Annotated in this window: 17 protein-coding genes; 4 read left to right on the top strand and 13 right to left on the bottom strand. The window is 56.0% G+C overall.

From position 1 onward, the window contains the following. Nucleotides 1-62 precede the first annotated feature (62 nt). From ybiJ to mcbA, 5 genes are all read right to left on the bottom strand, one after another. Nucleotides 63-323, bottom strand: a complete 261-nt coding sequence (gene ybiJ, locus MXM41_RS09890; protein WP_039029400.1) for a DUF1471 family protein YbiJ — start codon at nt 321-323, stop codon at nt 63-65. A gap of 284 nt (nt 324-607) precedes the next feature. Next, nucleotides 608-874: a DksA/TraR family C4-type zinc finger protein gene (locus MXM41_RS09885; protein WP_325931630.1), complete on the bottom strand. Its 267-nt coding sequence runs from the start codon at nt 872-874 to the stop codon at nt 608-610. Nucleotides 875-945: 71 nt separating this feature from the next. Next, complete coding sequence (gene ybiX, locus MXM41_RS09880; protein WP_325931628.1) at nt 946-1623, bottom strand: PKHD-type hydroxylase YbiX; 678 nt, start codon at nt 1621-1623, stop codon at nt 946-948. A gap of 41 nt (nt 1624-1664) precedes the next feature. Continuing rightward, nucleotides 1665-3950 carry a catecholate siderophore receptor Fiu gene (locus tag MXM41_RS09875; RefSeq protein WP_325931625.1) on the bottom strand — a complete coding sequence of 762 codons (2286 nt, stop codon included), beginning with the start codon at nt 3948-3950 and terminating at the stop codon, nt 1665-1667. Nucleotides 3951-4225: 275 nt separating this feature from the next. Then, nucleotides 4226-4486, bottom strand: a complete 261-nt coding sequence (gene mcbA / locus MXM41_RS09870; RefSeq protein WP_325931622.1) for a DUF1471 family periplasmic protein McbA — start codon at nt 4484-4486, stop codon at nt 4226-4228. Between the two features lie 241 nt (nt 4487-4727). Between mcbA and rlmF the strand changes: the two genes are divergently transcribed. Continuing rightward, nucleotides 4728-5642: a 23S rRNA (adenine(1618)-N(6))-methyltransferase RlmF gene (gene rlmF, locus MXM41_RS09865; protein WP_325931620.1), complete on the top strand. Its 915-nt coding sequence runs from the start codon at nt 4728-4730 to the stop codon at nt 5640-5642. A gap of 66 nt (nt 5643-5708) precedes the next feature. Here the strand turns inward: rlmF and ybiO are convergent, their stop codons facing one another. The 6 genes from ybiO to rhtA all read right to left on the bottom strand — a co-directional run bounded on the left by ybiO (nt 5709) and on the right by rhtA (nt 12321). After that, complete coding sequence (gene ybiO, locus MXM41_RS09860; protein ID WP_325931619.1) at nt 5709-7919, bottom strand: mechanosensitive channel protein; 2211 nt, start codon at nt 7917-7919, stop codon at nt 5709-5711. A 125-nt stretch (nt 7920-8044) separates the two neighbouring features. Beyond that, nucleotides 8045-8767: a glutamine ABC transporter ATP-binding protein GlnQ gene (gene glnQ, locus MXM41_RS09855; protein ID WP_325931618.1), complete on the bottom strand. Its 723-nt coding sequence runs from the start codon at nt 8765-8767 to the stop codon at nt 8045-8047. Then, nucleotides 8764-9423 (bottom strand): glutamine ABC transporter permease GlnP, encoded by a 660-nt coding sequence (gene glnP / locus MXM41_RS09850; protein ID WP_325931617.1) that lies wholly within the window; start codon nt 9421-9423, stop codon nt 8764-8766. The genes glnQ and glnP overlap by 4 nt, the downstream gene beginning before the upstream one ends. A 118-nt stretch (nt 9424-9541) precedes the next feature. Beyond that, a complete protein-coding gene (gene glnH / locus MXM41_RS09845; protein ID WP_325931616.1) occupies nt 9542-10288 on the bottom strand; it encodes a glutamine ABC transporter substrate-binding protein GlnH in 747 nt (248 codons plus the stop codon). A 361-nt stretch (nt 10289-10649) separates the two neighbouring features. After that, on the bottom strand, nt 10650-11153 hold the full coding sequence (gene dps / locus MXM41_RS09840; protein WP_250588620.1) for a DNA starvation/stationary phase protection protein Dps: 504 nt from the start codon (nt 11151-11153) through the stop codon (nt 10650-10652). Between the two features lie 280 nt (nt 11154-11433). Next, nucleotides 11434-12321 (bottom strand): threonine/homoserine exporter RhtA, encoded by an 888-nt coding sequence (rhtA, locus tag MXM41_RS09835; protein WP_325931613.1) that lies wholly within the window; start codon nt 12319-12321, stop codon nt 11434-11436. A gap of 355 nt (nt 12322-12676) precedes the next feature. Here rhtA and ompX point away from each other — a divergent pair, with 355 nt between their 5' ends. After that, a complete protein-coding gene (gene ompX / locus MXM41_RS09830; RefSeq protein WP_325931612.1) occupies nt 12677-13195 on the top strand; it encodes an outer membrane protein OmpX in 519 nt (172 codons plus the stop codon). 473 nt (nt 13196-13668) lie between these two features. Here ompX and MXM41_RS09825 read toward each other — a convergent pair whose 3' ends face one another. Together MXM41_RS09825 and mntS are read right to left on the bottom strand one after the other, a co-directional pair. Next, nucleotides 13669-15252: a phosphoethanolamine transferase gene (locus MXM41_RS09825; protein WP_325931611.1), complete on the bottom strand. Its 1584-nt coding sequence runs from the start codon at nt 15250-15252 to the stop codon at nt 13669-13671. A 279-nt stretch (nt 15253-15531) separates the two neighbouring features. Then, entirely contained in the window at nt 15532-15657 is a 126-nt protein-coding gene (gene mntS / locus MXM41_RS09820; protein WP_325931610.1) for a manganase accumulation protein MntS, read from the bottom strand. A gap of 184 nt (nt 15658-15841) precedes the next feature. Here mntS and mntR point away from each other — a divergent pair, with 184 nt between their 5' ends. Further along, nucleotides 15842-16315: a manganese-binding transcriptional regulator MntR gene (gene mntR, locus MXM41_RS09815; protein WP_325931607.1), complete on the top strand. Its 474-nt coding sequence runs from the start codon at nt 15842-15844 to the stop codon at nt 16313-16315. Further along, a complete protein-coding gene (locus tag MXM41_RS09810; protein ID WP_325931606.1) occupies nt 16312-17421 on the top strand; it encodes an anion transporter in 1110 nt (369 codons plus the stop codon). The genes mntR and MXM41_RS09810 overlap by 4 nt, the downstream gene beginning before the upstream one ends. The last annotated feature ends 77 nt before the right edge of the window (nt 17422-17498 follow it).

Below are 17498 nucleotides of genomic sequence, written 5' to 3'. Positions count from 1 at the left end.
GTCAATGAGGGTTGGAGCAGCCCGCCAGCGAACCGGCGAGCGGGGCAGAGATAAGGGTCGGGTTATTTATAGATAACCGCCGTTCCGCTCAGTTTGTTGTTGGTGTTAGCGGAAGTGATGGTGTAACCGGTCGCGCCAGCGGCTTCTGCTTTGGCCGCCAGGCGTGCTTCCAGACCGTCCAGCGTGGTTGCGCCTTCTGCGCTTACCACACCAATTTTGTTCATGCCGCTTGCCTGAGCCGCGGTGACAGATTCTGCCGCGAAGGCACCGAAGGAGAGGGTGGTCAGGGCAAGAGCTGCAACAGCATATTTGATGGTTTTCATAGTTAGTATCTCGCAGGTTATTCTGTTAAGGGGACGTTGTTCCGTCGATGTGATAAGTATCACGCTTTTTTGCGAGAGATAAAATCGAAGAGAATTGATATCCTTATTCGAAAAATTTGAATGACAAATAAGTTATTGAATATTAATAAATTCAATGAATGGATTTACGTATCTTGCGGTTGCGCTTTACAGACGAGACGATGAGGGCACATTTTGCCAAACCAGGGGTTATAAATCGTGCGCTAAAAAGTAAACGCTTGCGTGCCCCGAAGCCGTCAGTGCAGTCATCGCAGCTGGCTGTCTTTGGATCCCCTGCGATTATATCCTGCATGTGATGCATTATGTGAATCTTTCTCCTGCTGGCAGGCGATGCACAGCCGCACGCCGGGCACTGCCTTACGCCGCGCTTCGGGGATCGGCTCGCCGCACTCCTCGCAGTTTTCCAGACTCTCGCCTTTGGGGATTTCACCCCGCGCCCGGGCAACCGCATCTTCAATGGTACTGTTGATCTGTTCGTTGACGGCGTCGTCATTCGCCCAACCGGAAGCCATATACCCCTCCTGACAGCATGTTTCCTGTAAAGTAACTATGGGGTCAAAAAACGTACAATCAAGGCGAAGGGCTAGATTTCAGACCATTCACGCAGCAGGTTGTGATAGAGGTTGAGCAGGGAGAGAACTTCGTCACTTTCACCATGCCGGGCGCGCAGGGTCTGGATGTTGCGGTCCAGTTCAAACAGCATGCTGCGTTTTTTATCGTCGCGGATCATCGACTGGATCCACATAAAGGAGGCCACCCGCACGCCACCGGTCACCGGCGTCACGCAGTGAAGGCTGCTGGAGGGATAGAGCACCAGATCCCCGGCAGGAAGCTTGACGCTGTGCTGGCCGTAGGTGTCGTTTACCACCAGCTCACCGCCCTCGTAGCTGTCGGGCTCGCTTAAAAAGAGGGTGGCGGAGAGATCGGTGCGCATCCAGCCGCTTTGCGGGTGGCTGCGCACGGCGCCGTCAACGTGAAAACCGTAGGTCTCCTGCTGCTGGTAGCGGTTAAACAGCGGGCTGGAGATCTGGCGCGGCAGGGCAGCGGCGAAAAAGAGAGGGTGCTGATTCACCGCCTGCAATACCGCGGCCTGCAGGGTGGTATACAGCGGGCTTTGGGTATCAACCTGCTGGTTGTTTTTCACCTGCGCGCCCTGGTTGCCCACGGTGGCGCGTCCGTCAATCCATGGGGCCTGCTCCAGCTGAGAGCGGAACTGCGCGACCTCATCGGCGTTCAGCACGCCCGGAATGTGATACATCATAAAAGGTTCTCCGAAAGGTGGGGCCAAAGCCCCACGCGGGATCAGAAGTGCATGTTCGCCGTTAACATAAAGGTGCGCGGTTCGCCCGGATGGTAGCGGTAGCCGCTCTTGTTGATGGAAGCGACATAGTCCTCATCAAACAGGTTGTAGACGTTGAGCTGCATGTCGAGGTTGCGGTTGACGCGATAGCCCAGTTTGGCATCCGCCACCCAGTAACCTTCGGTGAACGATGGCGTACCCACCGCGCCGTCAGAGCCACGGTGCATGCTGCCGATATAGCGGGCACCTGCGCCAACGGAGAGGTCATCCGTTGCCTGGTACTGGCTCCACAGCGTAAAGGCATGTTCCGGGGTATAGGGCAGAGAAGAGGTGCCATCCTGCGCCACGTTATCGCCGGTGCGCACGCTGGCGCGCTGCTGGGTGTAACCGCCGATCACCTGCCAGGCTGGAGTAATGTTGCCCGCGGCCGACAATTCATAACCTTCGATCCGTTTTTTCCCGTACTGCGAGTAAGTGCCGTCATCGTTCTGCTCGACTTCGTTTTCGATATCGGTACGGAAGACCGCCGCGGTCAGCAGCAGACGTTTATCCAGCACTTCCCACTTGGTACCCAGCTCGCTGGTTTTGGCCTTCTGCGGCTTAAAGTCGGTGCGGTTGGCGCTGTTGCCGGTGCCGCCCTGGGCCAGGGCGAAGTTATTGCCGCCCGGGGGCTGCTGGGAGATGGCGTAGTTAACGTACACATTGCCGTGCTCTGTCAGATGATAAAGCGCCCCGGCTTTCCAGTTGACCAGGTTACCCGAGGTGGCGGTATCCACCGTGGTGACCGGCGAGCCTTTCGGCGTACCGGCCGGGCAGGCTACAGCGCCGCGCCCCGTGCCGCCGCAGATGCTGGCGCTGTCATACTCGGTATGATAAGTGTCGAGGCGAATGCCGCCGTTCAGCTCGAAGTCACGGGTAATTTGCAGGGTATCAAAGGCGTAAATCCCGAAGGTATCGGTCCGGCCATTGGCGTTGGCGCCGCTGTTGTTCAGACCGCCGATGTCGATACTGCTGTTCGGGTGATAGATATTCACCGGCGGCGGGGTAATGGCATCCACGCCGTAGTTAGTCTGGGTTTCGCGGGTGAACTCCACCCCGGTGCTGATATCGTGACCGACGCTGCCGGTATAGAATCTGGTGGTCAGGTTGGTCTGGTTGGTGAGGATCTTGTTACTGACATCTTTGGTGTTAGCGTTACGTGACCAGGTCCAGGTGTCCACGTCGTTGCGGTCCGGCTGGGTGATGTTGGTGGCGCCACCCATCACGGCGGTCATCAGGTAATCCTGCTTCACCCGCGACCAGCGTGTGGTATTGCGCAGGGTGGTATTGTCATTGAAGTCGTGCTCAAAGCGCATCGTGGCGGTGTCAGAGGTGGAGTCGTCGTAATCGGAATCGGTGCCGTAGAAGTTGCTGGTGTCCACCTTGCCGGAGTGATTCAGCGCCGCGGTACCCGCCGATGGCGCAGAGTAGCCCGGCAGCCCAATGGTCGGAATACCGCCATCCGGGGTATTGTGCTGGGTGACGTGCAGGTAGTTCAGGTAGAGGCGGTTTTCCGTTCCCAGACCAAAGGCGAGGGAAGGGGCCACGCCGTAGCGCTCGTTTTTAACGTTATCGCGCCCTTCATCGTGGGTCTTTTCACCCATCAGATTCAGGCGAAACGCCGAGGTATCGCCCATCACCTGGTTAATGTCGAGGGTGCCACGACGCATATACGCGCTGCCGATGCTGGCGGAGGCATCAATACCGGAATCAAGACGTGGCTGCTTGCTGATCATATTGATCGAGCCGCTCGGGGCGCTGCGTCCGTAATCGCTGCCGGATGGCCCTTTGATCACTTCCACCTGCTCGGTGTTGAAGGTGTCGCGGGTGGTGGTGCTGATGTCGCGGATACCGTCAACGTAAATGCTGTTTGAGGTGTCCACGCCGCGCATGTACACCGCGTCACCGGTGGTTGAGTTGCCGTTTTCACCGGCAAAGAAGGCGCCGACACCCGGAACGTTTTTCAGCGCGTCGGTCAGATTGGTGGTGCCCTGATCCTTCAACACCTGCTCAGAGATGACGGTCATGGTACGCGTGGTGTCGGCCACCGGACGGCTGAATTTGGCGTCTGCGGATTTTTGCGGAGCATACAGCGAAGGCTGTGCCGCTTCTACCACCAGCGTGTCGTCGGGCTTAGTCTCCGGGTTGTCTGCGGCAAGTGCCGTCGTCACCGGGGAAAGACCGATACACAGACCCGCGAAAAAGGTCAGCGAGTTAAAGCTGTTCGGAACGTTGCGATTTTTATCCATATTGTTTAGCGACTTATAATTTTTAGTATTGAGTTTCCATTACGCTGTCAGGCAGGTCTGCGCCCGATCCTGTGCCACGTGAATATGCGTAATGAACCTACAAATGATAATAATTTTGATAAACATTATCATTTGGCGTGACTTTTTATCACTCTCGCCAACAAAAGGAAATACACAAATTTACATTACCTGCTAAAAAACTTCACAAAGTGGATTTCGGGTAAAAAACGAACTGCACCCCGGGGGATGCAGTGTGCAGTGCAGAGAGGGGGGTATTACTTGTAAATCGTGGCAGTACCAAACATAGTGTCGTCGCCGCTGGCAGAGTTCACAACATAGCCTTTGGCGCCCTGTTCACGCGCTTTTTCAGCCAGTTTGTCCTGCAAGTCGTCGAGGGTTCTTGCCCCGGAAACCTGTACGGTTCCCGCAGGTCTGAGTTGGCTCGTATCGCCGCCGGTCAGTGATTCGATCGACCATGCAGCAAACGACGCGCCTGCCAGAGAAGCGGCAGTCAGCATTACCAGGTATTTTTTCATAATCACTTCCTCTGAATGACAACGGGTGATGCACACTAAGTGTAGAACGGCTCAGAGTGTGATTTAGTGCAAAAAATTGATGATGATCTGCTTGTTTTTTGAACGACATATTTTGACATTTCCATGACAAATCAGTGACATACAGGTGTCTGATTTTTGGTGTTTTATTCTGTCGCGCAGAGAAATATTTACCGTCGCGCCCGCAACGGGTATCTTACGCCGCTGTTTACAGGAGAACGCCATGACATCCCAGAAGCCGGGGTTGCACCCACGCAACCGCCACCGTAGCCGTTACGACATGAATGCCTTATGCGAGAGCTGTCCGGCGCTGCGCGAATTTATCACCCGGACGCCCGCAGGCGAGCCGACGGTGAACTTTGCCGATCCGCAGGCGGTGAAGACGCTGAATAAAGCGCTACTGGTGCATTTCTACGGGGTGACACAGTGGGATATTCCGGACGGCTATCTCTGCCCGCCGGTTCCGGGGCGTGCCGACTACATCCATCATCTCGCCGATCTGCTGGCGGAAGGCAATGACGGCGTTGTCCCTGCAGAAGCGACTGTGCTGGATATCGGCACCGGCGCGAATCTGATTTATCCGCTGATTGGCGTGCATGAATATGGCTGGCGCTTTACCGGCAGCGAAGTGGATCCGCAGGCTTTTGCCAATGCCACCGGCATCATTAACGCCAGTCCCGGTATGAGCCGCGCCATCCGTCTGCGTCGTCAGAAAGACGCCACGGCGATCTTCACCGGCATTATCCATAAAAACGAACAGTACGATGCCACCCTGTGCAACCCGCCGTTCCATGATTCCGCTGAATCCGCCCGGGCAGGCAGCGAGCGTAAGCGCCGCAATCTGGGTCAGGCGGCGGATGCCGCGCTGAACTTTGGCGGCCAGCAGCAGGAGCTGTGGTGCGAGGGGGGCGAAGTGGCCTTTATCACGAAGATGATTGCCGAAAGCGCGCAGTTTGCCCGCCAGGTGAAGTGGTTCACCACCCTGGTCTCCCGCAGCGAAAATCTGCCGCCGCTGTACCGCGCTCTGACCGACGTCGGGGCGGTGAAAGTAGTGAAAAAAGAGATGGCCCAGGGGCAGAAGCAGAGCCGCTTTATCGCCTGGACCTTTATGGACAACGCTAAACGTCGCCAGCGCTAAGCGCGGTTTCCCCTCACCCTAACCCTCTCCCCACAGGGGAGATTCAGGTGCAGTTCCTGGCGAGATCTACAGGGTGGGTTCTTGTGGCGGGGGGGCCGATCCTGGCGGCGGCAACAGCTGATACATCTGCACCGGCATCCGCACGTTCGCCAGATCGAAGTGCTTTTTCACCATGCTGTCGAGGGCGAAACGCACCGTCCACTGCTTCAGCGGCTGGGTGGTAAAGGACACGCGCAGGGTAAAGGCGGTGCTGGTGAGACCGACTATGCCAGCAAATGACGGCTCGCCGATTATCAGCCCGCGAATGTCCTCACTCTCCAGTAGCTCGTCCACCGCCGCTTTCAGCGCGTCTTTGGCTTTCCCGGCGTCTTCATGCCTGTCCACATCGTAGTTCGCCACCACCGACCCGATGCCGCGCACAAAGTTGGCGAAGGTGGTGATCGACGACCACGGAATAATGTGGTACGCCCCGGTATCCTGCCGCACCCCTACCGAACGAATCGACATCCGCTCCACCGTGCCGGTGAGCGGCCCGATGGTCACCAGATCCCCGGTGTTCATCCCGTTTTCAAACTGAATAAAGATCCCGGTGATGATGTCCTTCACCAGCGTCTGGGAGCCAAAAGAGATCGCCAGTCCCAGGGCCCCGGCACCCGCCAGCAGCGGGGCGATATTGACGCCAATTTCGGAGAGCACAATCATGATGGTAATGGTGCTGATGACCACCGCCAGCGCGTTGCGAAACAGCGTCAACAAGGTTCGGGCGCGGGCGCTGGGCAGCGGGCGGCCATGAATATCCGACGACAGGCGGTTTTCGATCAGGCTCGCCAGTATTGTCCAGCCGATGGCGGAGAAGAACAGGATCAGCGCGATGCGGATCAGAATATCCACCGTCTTTTCACCGGCGCCGTTGTGCAGCCAGTTCCAGAAGTCGAACAACCCCCAGGCGCTGAGCAGAAGCATGATGGCAACGCAGACCGTCAGGAACCGCGCCACCTTCAGCGACACGCCTATCCAGCCGTTAAGCCGCTTTTGCAGCTCCGGATAGCTGCGCTGCACGTGCGGCGACAGGGTAATGGTTTTGGCAAGCCAGCGTGACAGCAGCCCGGAAACGAAGGCGGCAACGCCGACGATCGCCAGGCTGCGGAACGTCGCTCCCATCATAAATTTCAGGCTGTTTCCAGGATCGAACAGCGAGAAGAAGCAGAGCACGATGAAGTAAGCGCTCGCCAGCCAGTGCCAGACCAGAGCGAAGGCGCGAATAAACAGGCTGAAGAAGGCCAGCGAACGGTCGGCAAGATGGAGCAGCCCCTCGGTAATGGCGCGTTTGTTGTGAAAGATCAGGTACAGCGCCCAGACGGTAATACAGAGCATGATCAGGACGTTTGCCAGGGCGCCAATCTGCACGTTGACCTGGTTGGAGATAATCGGCACCGCCACCAGCAGGCCATAGCCGATGATGCCGCTCAGAATACTCAGCCGTAACGACCAGTAATGCGCGGCGTGGTCGTCGATGGCGAAGGGACGCAGATCGGGCACCCGCGGGCAAAATATCAGGCGCAGGATCGCTTTAAAGAACTCAATCAGCGCGAAGGCATTAAGGAACAGCGCCTGCTGGAAGGCAATGGTGGGGTTGCCGGTGTTGAGAGATTCGCTCAGCATCTGGCCGATAAACAGGGTCAGCGCCAGCAGCAGCAGATCGATAATAAAGGCGCCGGCGATGGTCATCGGCAGGTGGATCCAGCTGCTGGTTTCACGGTTCTTTTTGCGCCCCCAGCTGCCCATCCTGCGGTATAACGGCCAGGCGCACAGCCTCACCAGCCAGTAAAAGGCAAAGACTAATCCGGCCAGGATCAGAAACTGCCGTGCGGCGGTGGTGAAGGTTTGCGGGTTAAAGGGCTTATGCGGGGAGCCGATCAGGTTGCGGTACAGCTGGGCGAAACGGGAGGAGAGCGCATCACCATAATGACGGCTGATGTCGGTGACGTTCTCCAGCACCGTTTTCTCGTCGGCAATCTCCGGCGGGGTGATTTTGGGCACCGGCGCTTCAGGCGGCGTGGCGGCAACGCTGCGCAGCTGGCTGATAAGCTCCTGGCGCGAGGCGTCATTTTCCAGCACATCGGCCAGCGCCGAATAGGCCGCTTTTTTCTGCTCAACATCTGGCTCAGGGGGCGGTGCTGTCTGGTCACTGGCGGTAGCGGCAGGAACGCCCGGCAGGCTGACGGCCTGTGCAGGCAGGCAAAACAGGCTAATCAGAAGCAGCAGGATCCACGGCACGGTGTCCTCCGGTGACAATATTGAGCAAAATGATAAGTATAGAAGGCGCGTGGAGGTGGGGGAGTTTTGGGAGAATTCCGGAGGTAGCGCAGGCCGGGCAAGCGTCAGCGCCGCCCGGCGTTAAATTACGAAACGTGCTGCAAGAACTCCTGCAAACGCTGGCTTGGTGGGTTTTCAATCAGTGACTGCGGATTGCCATCTTCGGCAATGCGGCCTTTGTCGATGAAGATCAGGCGTGAGGCCACTTTCTCGGCAAAGCCGATTTCGTGGGTCACGATCACCATCGTCATCCCTTCTTCAGCCAGATCCTGCATGACCTTCAGCACCTCGTGGCGCAGTTCCGGGTCGAGTGCCGAGGTCGGCTCATCGAACAGCATCATTTTCGGTTTAACCGCCAGCGCACGGGCGATGGCCACGCGCTGCTGCTGACCGCCGGAGAGCTCGGACGGGTAGTGATGCCCCCGCTCCGCCAGACCGACTTTCGCCAGCAGCTCTTTTGCAAGCCGCTCGGCTGCCGCTTTGTTGGCACCGCGCACGCGCAGAGGGCCAAACATCACGTTTTCCAGCGCCGTCAGGTGCGGGAAGAGATAAAACTGCTGGAATACCATGCCCGCTTCCTGACGGATCAGGCGTTCGTCCACTTTTGGGTCGTTCACCTTCAGACCATCAACAATCAGATCGCCGCTGGTGATCTCTTCCAGCTTGTTGATGCAGCGAAGCAGGGTCGATTTACCGGAACCGGATGGTCCGATAATGACCACCACTTCCCCGGTCTGGATAGTCAAATCAATATTGTGCAGCACCTGGGTCTGACCGAAGTGCTTGGAGACGTTTTTAAATTCAATCACAGGATTTTCATCCTTTTTTCCAGACGACGCAGCACGAAGCTCAGCGCCAGCGTAATAATCAGGTAAACCACGGCCACGGCGCTCCAGATCTCCAGCGCACGGAAGTTACCGGCAATGATCTCCTGGCCCTGACGGGTCAGTTCAGCCACGCCGATAACGATGAACAGGGAGGTATCTTTAATACTGATGATCCACTGGTTACCCAGCGGCGGCAGCATACGACGCAGCGCCAGGGGCAGGATCACGTGGCGGATGGTTTCGCGACGGGAGAGTCCCAGCGCCAGGCCGGCCTCGCTGAAGCCTTTATGGATCGACAGGACCGCACCGCGGGTGATCTCGGCGATATAGGCGCCGGAGTTGATCATGATGGTGACCACCGCCGCGCTGAACGGGTCGATGCGCAGGTCGGTAAAGGCCATCGGCAGGGCGAAGTAGATAAACATTACCTGCACGACAATCGGTGTGCCGCGGATAACTTCGATGAAGACCAGTGCGATGTGGTTGGCTATCCAGCCGCCGTAGGTGCGGGCAAAACCGGCGACGAGGCCGATAATCAACCCGCCAACCAGACCGAGGACCGAAATCCACAGGGTCATTTTGGCGCCTTCAAGCAAAAGAGGAATGGCGGGCCAGATGGCGCTCCAGTCAAACTGCATGATGAGTTCCTGTATACCGTGGTGAAAACAAACAGTCAGCCATAGTGGTAATGACTAAAAGTGTAGGCCCGGTAAGCGCAAGCGCCTCCGGGCGTTACAGAGCCTGTGTCAGGCTGAATTATTTAGGTTCAGTACCGAACCATTTTTTATAGATTTCGTTATAGGTGCCGTTCTCACGCAGGGTCTTCAGTGCGCCGTTAACTTTGGTGCGCAGTTCGTCGCTGCCTTTCGGGAACGCAATACCGTATTCCTGGGCTTCCAGGGATTCACCTACCGCTTTGAACTTGCCGTTGCCTGCGGTTTTGATGAAGTACAGGATGTTTGGCGTGTCGTGCAGCACGGCGTCAGCACGGTTGGTGCCCAGTTCCATGTAGGCGTTATCGATGTTCGGGAACTGGCGCAGGTCTTTGGTTTTGATGTTAGCTTTCGCGTAATCAACAGAACCGGTACCGCTCTTCACTGCGAGCACTTTGCCATCGAGATCTTTCGCGCTTTTCACGTCGTTGTTGTCCGCTTTCACCATCACCAGCAGACCGCTTTTGTAGTAGCCGTCAGAGAAGTCGATGGCTTTTTTACGTGCGTCAGTGATGGTGATACCGGCCAGCGCCAGGTCAACGTTTTTGGTCTGCAGTGCCGGAACGATACCGCTGAAGTCCATTGGCTTCAGGGTGTAATCCAGCTTCAGTTCTTTCGCGATAGCTGCCCACAGATCCACGTCAAAACCAACATACTGGTCGCCCTGTTTAAATTCGAACGGTACGAAGGCGGTGTCGGTGGCAACAATCAGTTTCTTATCAGCAGCCTGAGAAGAGACCGCAAAAGCCAGGGTAAGTGCAGCCAGTGAAACTTTTAATACAGACTTCATAGCATTTCCTTTTATATCCACGGGGCGATCCCCTGCGAGAACGAACGGCTCTATGAAAAAATCGTGCCAACTTTACAACGTGTTGTTTTTGCAAGGTCAGCCCGCATTTCATTGCACAAAAAAGGGCGCAACAGGCGTCAGTTGCACCACAACGAGGCGCTATTTTGGTGCGGTAAAACGCCATCACTAACGGTTATGCTATTTAGCGCAAATATTGACGAGAAAACAATCTTTCGTTAACGATTGTGTGAGGTGATTATTACAAATGCTTTACGATTGCCGCGAGAGAGGGGAAATTACTGCACCATGAAAGTGCAAAACCCCCGCCGAAGGCGAGGGTGTAATAGCAAAACGCTATGGATTACTCGATGTTAGATTCGATGAACCACAGGAACTGATCCAGGTCGCGGGAAGCCGCGGTGAGGATATCGGCGGTATCTTCATCTTTCGCTTCGCCGATCGCTTTACGCACATCGTTTGCCACTACAGCATAACGATCCGCCAGCTCTTTCAGGTGGTCCTGAACGCTGTGGATATCCAGCGGGTAGCTTTTCAGCGGAGTTTTGCTGTTGATAACCTGAGTGGTACCCAGCGCCACGCCGCCCAGCTGTACGGCACGTTCGGCCATGGTATCCAGGTGAGTGGTCAGTGCGGTGCGGAAGCCATCCAGCATCTCATGCACAGCAATAAAGTTGGCACCGCGCATATTCCAGTGGGCCTGTTTAGTAATAAGAGACAGGTCAATGAACTGGATCACCTGGCGATTCAGCAGCTCAATCGTCGCTTTCTTATCGCTGTCTGACACATCGTTACGGGTATACAGCAGATTAGGTGCTTTTGTTTTTACCAGTTTAGCGGTAGGCATAATCTCATTTCCTCTTGATGTTGGCGTCCAAAGTTATTTCGGAATCAAGTATAGCACTGGCTATAGAGAGCGCGATCGGGTATTGCCTATCGTTTTAATAGTGACAGAGTGGTTGTGATACATAATAATTTGATATTTATATAAAAATTATATTGGCGGGTAAATTAATCTTATTTTTTGATGCGATTGAAAGTGAATCTGGTGATATTTCAAAATAATGACGTTAATGCGAATGGGAATATTTTGCCGGGAAGCCGTTCCCCGGCAAAAATAACGCCTGCTAGCGGATATCTATCTCTTCGACTTTACTCTCCCGGCGCAGGGTGAGGGTTGAACCCATCGAGGCGGCAATGATGGAGCAGAGTGCCAGCGTCTGGGTAAAGGTGAGCGACTCGCCCAGGAACACCATTCCGGACATCGCCGCCAGCGCCGGCTCCATGCTCATGAGGGTGCCGAAAATACGCGTCGGCAGACGCGTCAGGGCAATCATCTCCAGCGAGTAGGGGAGAGCGGTGGAAAGCACCGCTACCGCCAGCCCCACCGGCAGGATCGACCATTGCCAGATAGAGTCGGTGGCCTGGGCCATCCCCAGCGGCACGAAAACAATGGCGGCTATCAGCGAGCCGAGGGCGACGGTGGCCGGGCCGTGCTCCTCTCCGGCACGCTGTCCGGTCAGAATATAGATAGCCCAGCAGGCACCCGCCCCCAGCGCCAGCGCCGCGCCGGCCAGATCAACGTGCGAGACGTCCTGGCCCAGCGGCAGGAGAAACCACAGCCCGAGTACCGCCAGCACCACCCAGATAAAGTCTACCGGACGTCGGGAGGAGAACAGGGCTACCGCCAGCGGGCCGGTGAACTCCAGCGCCACCGCAATCCCCAGCGGCACCGTCTGTATCGACAGGTAAAACAGGTAGTTCATCGCCCCCAGCGACAGCCCGTAAAAGAGCAGGGGCAGACGCTGCTCTTTTTTGAAGCGCAGTCTCCAGGGCTTGAAAATCACCACCAGTATCAGGGTGCCAAGCGCAATACGCAGCGCCGTTACGCCAGGGGCGCCCACCAGCGGGAAGAGCGATTTTGCCAAAGAGGCCCCGCTCTGAATGGAGAGCATGGCAATCAGAATGACGATTACGGGTAACCAGACCGGCGCCCTGCGAGACAATCCAGGCATCCTTTCTCCTGTCAATTTGTGTCAAAGGAAGTAAAGAGGGGGAGTGTAAATGAAATAACGCCGGGCGGTTGAGACTTTGTTGAAAAAAAGTCGTCACAAATCCGTAAAATGGCGTCATACGACAGACTGATTAATGTAACAGATTAGGAATTGTCTGGATGAATGTATTGTGACTGGCGCGCACTATTAGCGTTTTGAAACACAAATCTGGTGTTTTTTGAACAAGATAGCTGCTGGTGGAAATGTTTAGTTACACGAAAACCCGCGTTAGACATCACGAAGCACAAAGAGTTTCACAAGTTTCTTTGATATATTTAAAACTTACGGATTTACTTGAAGCACATTTGAGGTGGTTATGAAAAAAATTGCATGTCTTTCAGCACTGGCGGCCGTTCTGGCTGTTTCCGCAGGTTCCGCTATGGCGGATACGTCTACCGTTACTGGCGGTTACGCTCAGAGCGATATGCAGGGCGTGATGAATAAAACCAACGGTTTCAACCTGAAATATCGCTACGAGCAGGATAACAACCCACTGGGTGTTATCGGTTCCTTCACCTACACCGAGAAAGACCGTTCTGAAGGCGGCGCGTATAACAAAGGTCAGTACTACGGCATCACCGCTGGCCCGGCTTACCGTCTGAACGACTGGGCGAGCATCTACGGCGTTGTGGGTGTTGGCTACGGTAAATTCCAGCAGACTGAAAACCAGGGCTTCAACCGCACTGCAAGCAACAGCGACTACGGCTTCTCCTATGGCGCAGGTATGCAGTTCAACCCGGTTGAAAACGTTGCGCTGGACTTCTCCTATGAGCAGAGCCGCATCCGTAACGTTGACGTTGGCACCTGGATTGCGGGCGTAGGTTACCGCTTCTAATCACTTCGGTGAGCCAGTAAAAAAACCCGCTTCGGCGGGTTTTTTTGTTTTTCTCCCTCGCCCCTTTGGGGAGAGGGTTGGGGTGAGGGGAACATGCGGCTCAGAGGGATGTTCCGTTCACTTGATGTTCAGTGCTTCTCTTTCAGGAGCGTCACCAGTGAACGTGTTAAGGGGGCTATCGCCGCCCCTTAACAATCCCGGCTCCCGGCAAGAAAATCGCCGCTTCGCGGTACCCTCAGCTTATGCCCTCCGGCTATCGGGTCGGGCGTGATCCTACATCCATGTAGGTCACGCCCTCTCGGCGCGTCCCTGCGCCTCGCCCCGGCCTACGGTCAACGCTTCGGCGATTTTCAGCCGGACCAGGCCATCGCTGTAATTACTGAGGCAATATTGTACTCTGCCATTGCTGTACGCTCGATCATTCCCTTTCCCTGTGGGAGAGGGTCAGGGTGAGGGCATCAGACCGCACAAACCTACCGACTCCTCGTCTCAAACAGATCCGTCCCCAGATGGTTGTAATCCACTTTCTGTAATTTAAAGTTGGTCACATACACCGGCGGCGCCTTGTCGTTCGACAGGAAGCGGTACTTATTCGCAATCTCTTTGGCACGAATCCCCGTCCACTGCGAGAAGAAGCTTAAGAAATCATTCGCGGAACGGCGCGCTTTGATAACCCGATGGGCTTTGTCATCGCTCGAGAGCACCATAAACGGCACCTGGAAGTTCTGCTGGAAAGCGTCGTCGTGCGCCAGGTACTGCACCTCTTTTCCGCGCTCTTTGAATGCCAGCCCGTGGTCGGAGAAATAGACCATCGAGAAACTCTCACCCGTGTTTTGCAGCTGGGTATAGAGCTTGCTGAGCAGGTCGTCGGTCTGGGTCATGGTGTAGAGATAGCATGAGGTCTCTTTCGACTGAACGAACTCGGCATATTTCCCCTGGGTGCGATCGCAGGCCTGCGGGTGCGAGCCCATCAGGTGCAGAACGATCAGCTGTGGTTGGGTGCGATGGCTGCTGAAGACCTGCTCGGTCATCTTCAGCAGTGCCTCATCCCGGGTGTTCTTATCCGCCTCAAAATCACCGCTTTTCAGGAACTGCACTTCGTCCGCGCGTTTGGCAATGCTGGCGATGGCCGTATCGTATTCGCCAATCTGCCCCTGGTTTGAGAACCACCAGCTCTGGAAGCCCGCGCGGTTGGCCAGAGTAACGAAGTTATCCTGGAACTGCGGTTTGTTATCCACCACCCGGTTAAGGGTCAGCCCGAGGGATTTCTGCGTTGAGCCGCTGGCGGCAATGTAGTCGGTGAACAGGGTGCCGTTGACCTTGCTGGCAAACGGGGTGTTATTCCAGTGTCCACCAAATGCCCCGAGCGCGTCACGGCGGGCGCTTTCGCCGATTACCACCATATAGATGTGATACTTCGGCTTCACCGCCAGCACGTTCCAGGTGTCCTTCATCTGCGACAGTTGGGCCATCCGCGCCTGTTCTTCAACAACCTCCTGGTTGTTGACCACCACGTCTTTGACGAAGCGAAACACCGGATAGCCGGTATCTTTCAGCTTAAAGACGCCGCCCCAGGCCAGGTTCTGCACCGGCGCGACAAAAAAGGCCACCACGCTGAAGACCAGGCACAGACTGTCGACTTTGTTCCACGCGTTTTTGGGCTGCGGCTTACGACGCACGGCGATGACGCCGAGGGCAAAGATAAACAGGGCGACGATATAGCTGTACCACGGGAAGATGGTGAGGATCTCCGTGGACTCTTCCATGTTGGTGGAGTGCATCGCCAGCAGGGTATTAAAGTTTGGCGCGCCGTAGGCCTGACCAAAGGGAAAGTACATCGCCGCCACCAGGGAGCAGATCCCGACCAGGCCTTTTTGCAGGCGCGGTGCGCCGAGCCACAGCAGATGCAGGATACAGGTGAAGGCCACGGCATACAGCAGGCTGAACGGATAGCCGAGGGCAAAGTTAATCAGCAGCGACTGTAAAAAATAGAATCCCGTCCACGGGCTTAAGGCCCGGCTGCGGGTAATGAGCGTCTCTTTCAGGGTTAAATTCATAGGTCACTATCGCGAAAACGCCATGTGCTCACCCTGGCGCCAAGGGTCAAAACCTGCCTGAGAATGCGTAGAAGGGGGATTGAGGTCCGCATCTGCGAGCCGCAAAAAGTGCAGGGCTGCAAGAAGATAGAGCCAGTGAGGTATAACGTCAACAGATATAAAGTAGGTGTTTTGCGAAGAGGATTACATTTCCGCAAAAAAAATCGGGGAATAGCCTTCCGTCAGGAAGTATAGCGGGGATAAATGACAAAAAAATGAAGCGGCGTACCGCGACGCCGCTTAGTGGGAAGGTTTGTTCTGCTCTGGCTTGCCGCTGACGATCTCGCAAATCATATTGAGCAGCATTAAGCGTACCTTAAAGGGAGAGTGGCTAAACACGCGCATACACCTCTTGAATTCGTTCATGATGACCTCCTGCGGGTTGATCCCTTCGATCCGTGAAGGGTGACTGCATTACATACAGATATAGCACAGGCTATGTTATATGGCTATGGCTATGTCGTTAATTTTTTGTGCTTGTGTAGCTATGGTTTACAATGCCCGCTTATGCATTGATACGCTTGATGTGTCACCGGATTGAGGAAGCACAATGAACCGCCGTGCAGGTAAACCAACAACAAAAAAAATGACGCAACTGGTCAATGTCGAAGAGCATGTCGAAGGATTTCGCCAGGTTCGCGAGGCGCATCGCCGCGAGCTGATTGATGATTATGTCGAGCTGATCTCGGATCTGATCCGCGAAGTGGGGGAGGCCCGTCAGGTGGATATGGCCGCGCGGCTTGGCGTCTCTCAGCCGACGGTGGCAAAAATGCTCAAGCGCCTGGCAACGGTAGGCCTGATCGAAATGATCCCCTGGCGCGGCGTGTTTCTTACTCCGGAAGGGGAAAAGCTGGCCCAGGCGAGCCGCGAGCGCCATCAGATTGTTGAAAATTTCCTGCTGGTACTGGGCGTCAGCCCCGAGATTGCCCGCCGTGATGCAGAGGGAATGGAACATCACGTCAGCGAAGAGACGTTGCAGCAGTTCCAGGCCTTCACGCTGAAATACGGATCCGCCGCAGAATGATCCTTCCCGGCCTGCGGGCGCTGGCCCGCGATCGTTTCTTTCATCTGTTGCTGGTGGTCGGGGTGGGACTCAGTTTTCTGGTTCCCTTCGCACCTGAGCGCTGGCCAGCCGCCATCGACTGGCACACCATCACTACCCTCGCCGGGCTGATGATGCTGACCAAAGGGGTCGAGCAGAGCGGTTTTTTTGACGTTCTGGGGCGCAAGATGGTGCGCCGCTTCGCCACCGAGCGGCGCCTGGCGCTGTTTATGGTCTTCTCTGCGGCGCTGCTCTCAACTTTTCTTACCAACGACGTCGCGCTCTTTATCGTGGTGCCGCTCACCCTTACGCTGCGCAAGCTGTGCGAGATCCCGGTCAACCGGCTGATCGTTTTTGAGGCGCTGGCAGTTAACGCCGGGTCGCTGCTGACGCCGATTGGTAACCCGCAAAATATCCTGCTGTGGGGGCGCTCCGGGCTGTCGTTCGCCGCCTTTACCTGGCAGATGGCGCCGCTGGCGCTGGTGATGATGCTAACCCTGGCGCTGCTGTGCTGGTTTGCTTTCCCGGCAACGCCGTTGCGCTATCACAGCGGTAGACCCTTAGCGCAGGCGAAACCGCGGCTGGCGTGGAGCTGTCTGGCGCTCTATCTGGTGTTTCTGGTAGCTCTCGATCTGAAACAGGAGTTATGGGGCGTGCTGCTGGTGGCGGGGGGCTTCCTGCTGCTGGCCCGACGGGTGCTGATAAGCGTCGACTGGACGCTGCTGCTGGTGTTTATGGCGATGTTTATCGATGTGCACCTGCTGATTCAGGTTCCGGCGCTACAGGGCGTGCTGCAGAACGTCACCCATCTGTCGCAGCCAGGACTATGGCTTACCGCCATCGGGCTGTCGCAGTTTATCAGCAACGTGCCGTCCACTATTCTGCTGCTCAACTATGTACCGCCGACGGCACTGCTGGCGTGGGCGGTGAACGTGGGGGGCTTTGGCCTGTTGCCGGGCTCCCTCGCCAACCTTATCGCCCTGCGGATGGCCAACGACCGCCGCATCTGGTGGCGCTTCCATCTGTGGTCGCTGCCGATGCTGATCTGGGCAGGGTGTGTCGGTTTCGGATTATTCCTTCTCATATAGTGCCCAATTTGTCAGTTTTTCCTGGCAAATGTATAGCAACGTCCTAACTTTAGTGAGCGGCATAATTGTGAGGCCGC

The sequence above is a fragment of the Leclercia adecarboxylata genome (assembly GCF_035787115.1).
Taxonomy (GTDB): domain Bacteria; phylum Pseudomonadota; class Gammaproteobacteria; order Enterobacterales; family Enterobacteriaceae; genus Enterobacter; species Enterobacter adecarboxylatus_E.
Note: the sequence above shows the minus strand (reverse complement) of the source record. Positions and strands in the feature narration are given on the sequence as shown.

What these genes read in the sequence shown, in the direction of transcription:
- ybiJ (WP_039029400.1), bottom strand. Translation starts at nt 323, where the DNA reads ATGAAAACCATCAAATATGCTGTTGCAGCTCTTGCCCTGACCACCCTC.
- MXM41_RS09885 (WP_325931630.1), bottom strand. Translation starts at nt 874, where the DNA reads ATGGCTTCCGGTTGGGCGAATGACGACGCCGTCAACGAACAGATCAAC.
- ybiX (WP_325931628.1), bottom strand. Translation starts at nt 1,623, where the DNA reads ATGATGTATCACATTCCGGGCGTGCTGAACGCCGATGAGGTCGCGCAG.
- MXM41_RS09875 (WP_325931625.1), bottom strand. Translation starts at nt 3,950, where the DNA reads ATGGATAAAAATCGCAACGTTCCGAACAGCTTTAACTCGCTGACCTTT.
- mcbA (WP_325931622.1), bottom strand. Translation starts at nt 4,486, where the DNA reads ATGAAAAAATACCTGGTAATGCTGACTGCCGCTTCTCTGGCAGGCGCG.
- rlmF (WP_325931620.1), top strand. Translation starts at nt 4,728, where the DNA reads ATGACATCCCAGAAGCCGGGGTTGCACCCACGCAACCGCCACCGTAGC.
- glnP (WP_325931617.1), bottom strand. Translation starts at nt 9,423, where the DNA reads ATGCAGTTTGACTGGAGCGCCATCTGGCCCGCCATTCCTCTTTTGCTT.
- glnH (WP_325931616.1), bottom strand. Translation starts at nt 10,288, where the DNA reads ATGAAGTCTGTATTAAAAGTTTCACTGGCTGCACTTACCCTGGCTTTT.
- dps (WP_250588620.1), bottom strand. Translation starts at nt 11,153, where the DNA reads ATGCCTACCGCTAAACTGGTAAAAACAAAAGCACCTAATCTGCTGTAT.
- rhtA (WP_325931613.1), bottom strand. Translation starts at nt 12,321, where the DNA reads ATGCCTGGATTGTCTCGCAGGGCGCCGGTCTGGTTACCCGTAATCGTC.
- ompX (WP_325931612.1), top strand. Translation starts at nt 12,677, where the DNA reads ATGAAAAAAATTGCATGTCTTTCAGCACTGGCGGCCGTTCTGGCTGTT.
- MXM41_RS09825 (WP_325931611.1), bottom strand. Translation starts at nt 15,252, where the DNA reads ATGAATTTAACCCTGAAAGAGACGCTCATTACCCGCAGCCGGGCCTTA.
- mntS (WP_325931610.1), bottom strand. Translation starts at nt 15,657, where the DNA reads ATGAACGAATTCAAGAGGTGTATGCGCGTGTTTAGCCACTCTCCCTTT.
- mntR (WP_325931607.1), top strand. Translation starts at nt 15,842, where the DNA reads ATGAACCGCCGTGCAGGTAAACCAACAACAAAAAAAATGACGCAACTG.
- MXM41_RS09810 (WP_325931606.1), top strand. Translation starts at nt 16,312, where the DNA reads ATGATCCTTCCCGGCCTGCGGGCGCTGGCCCGCGATCGTTTCTTTCAT.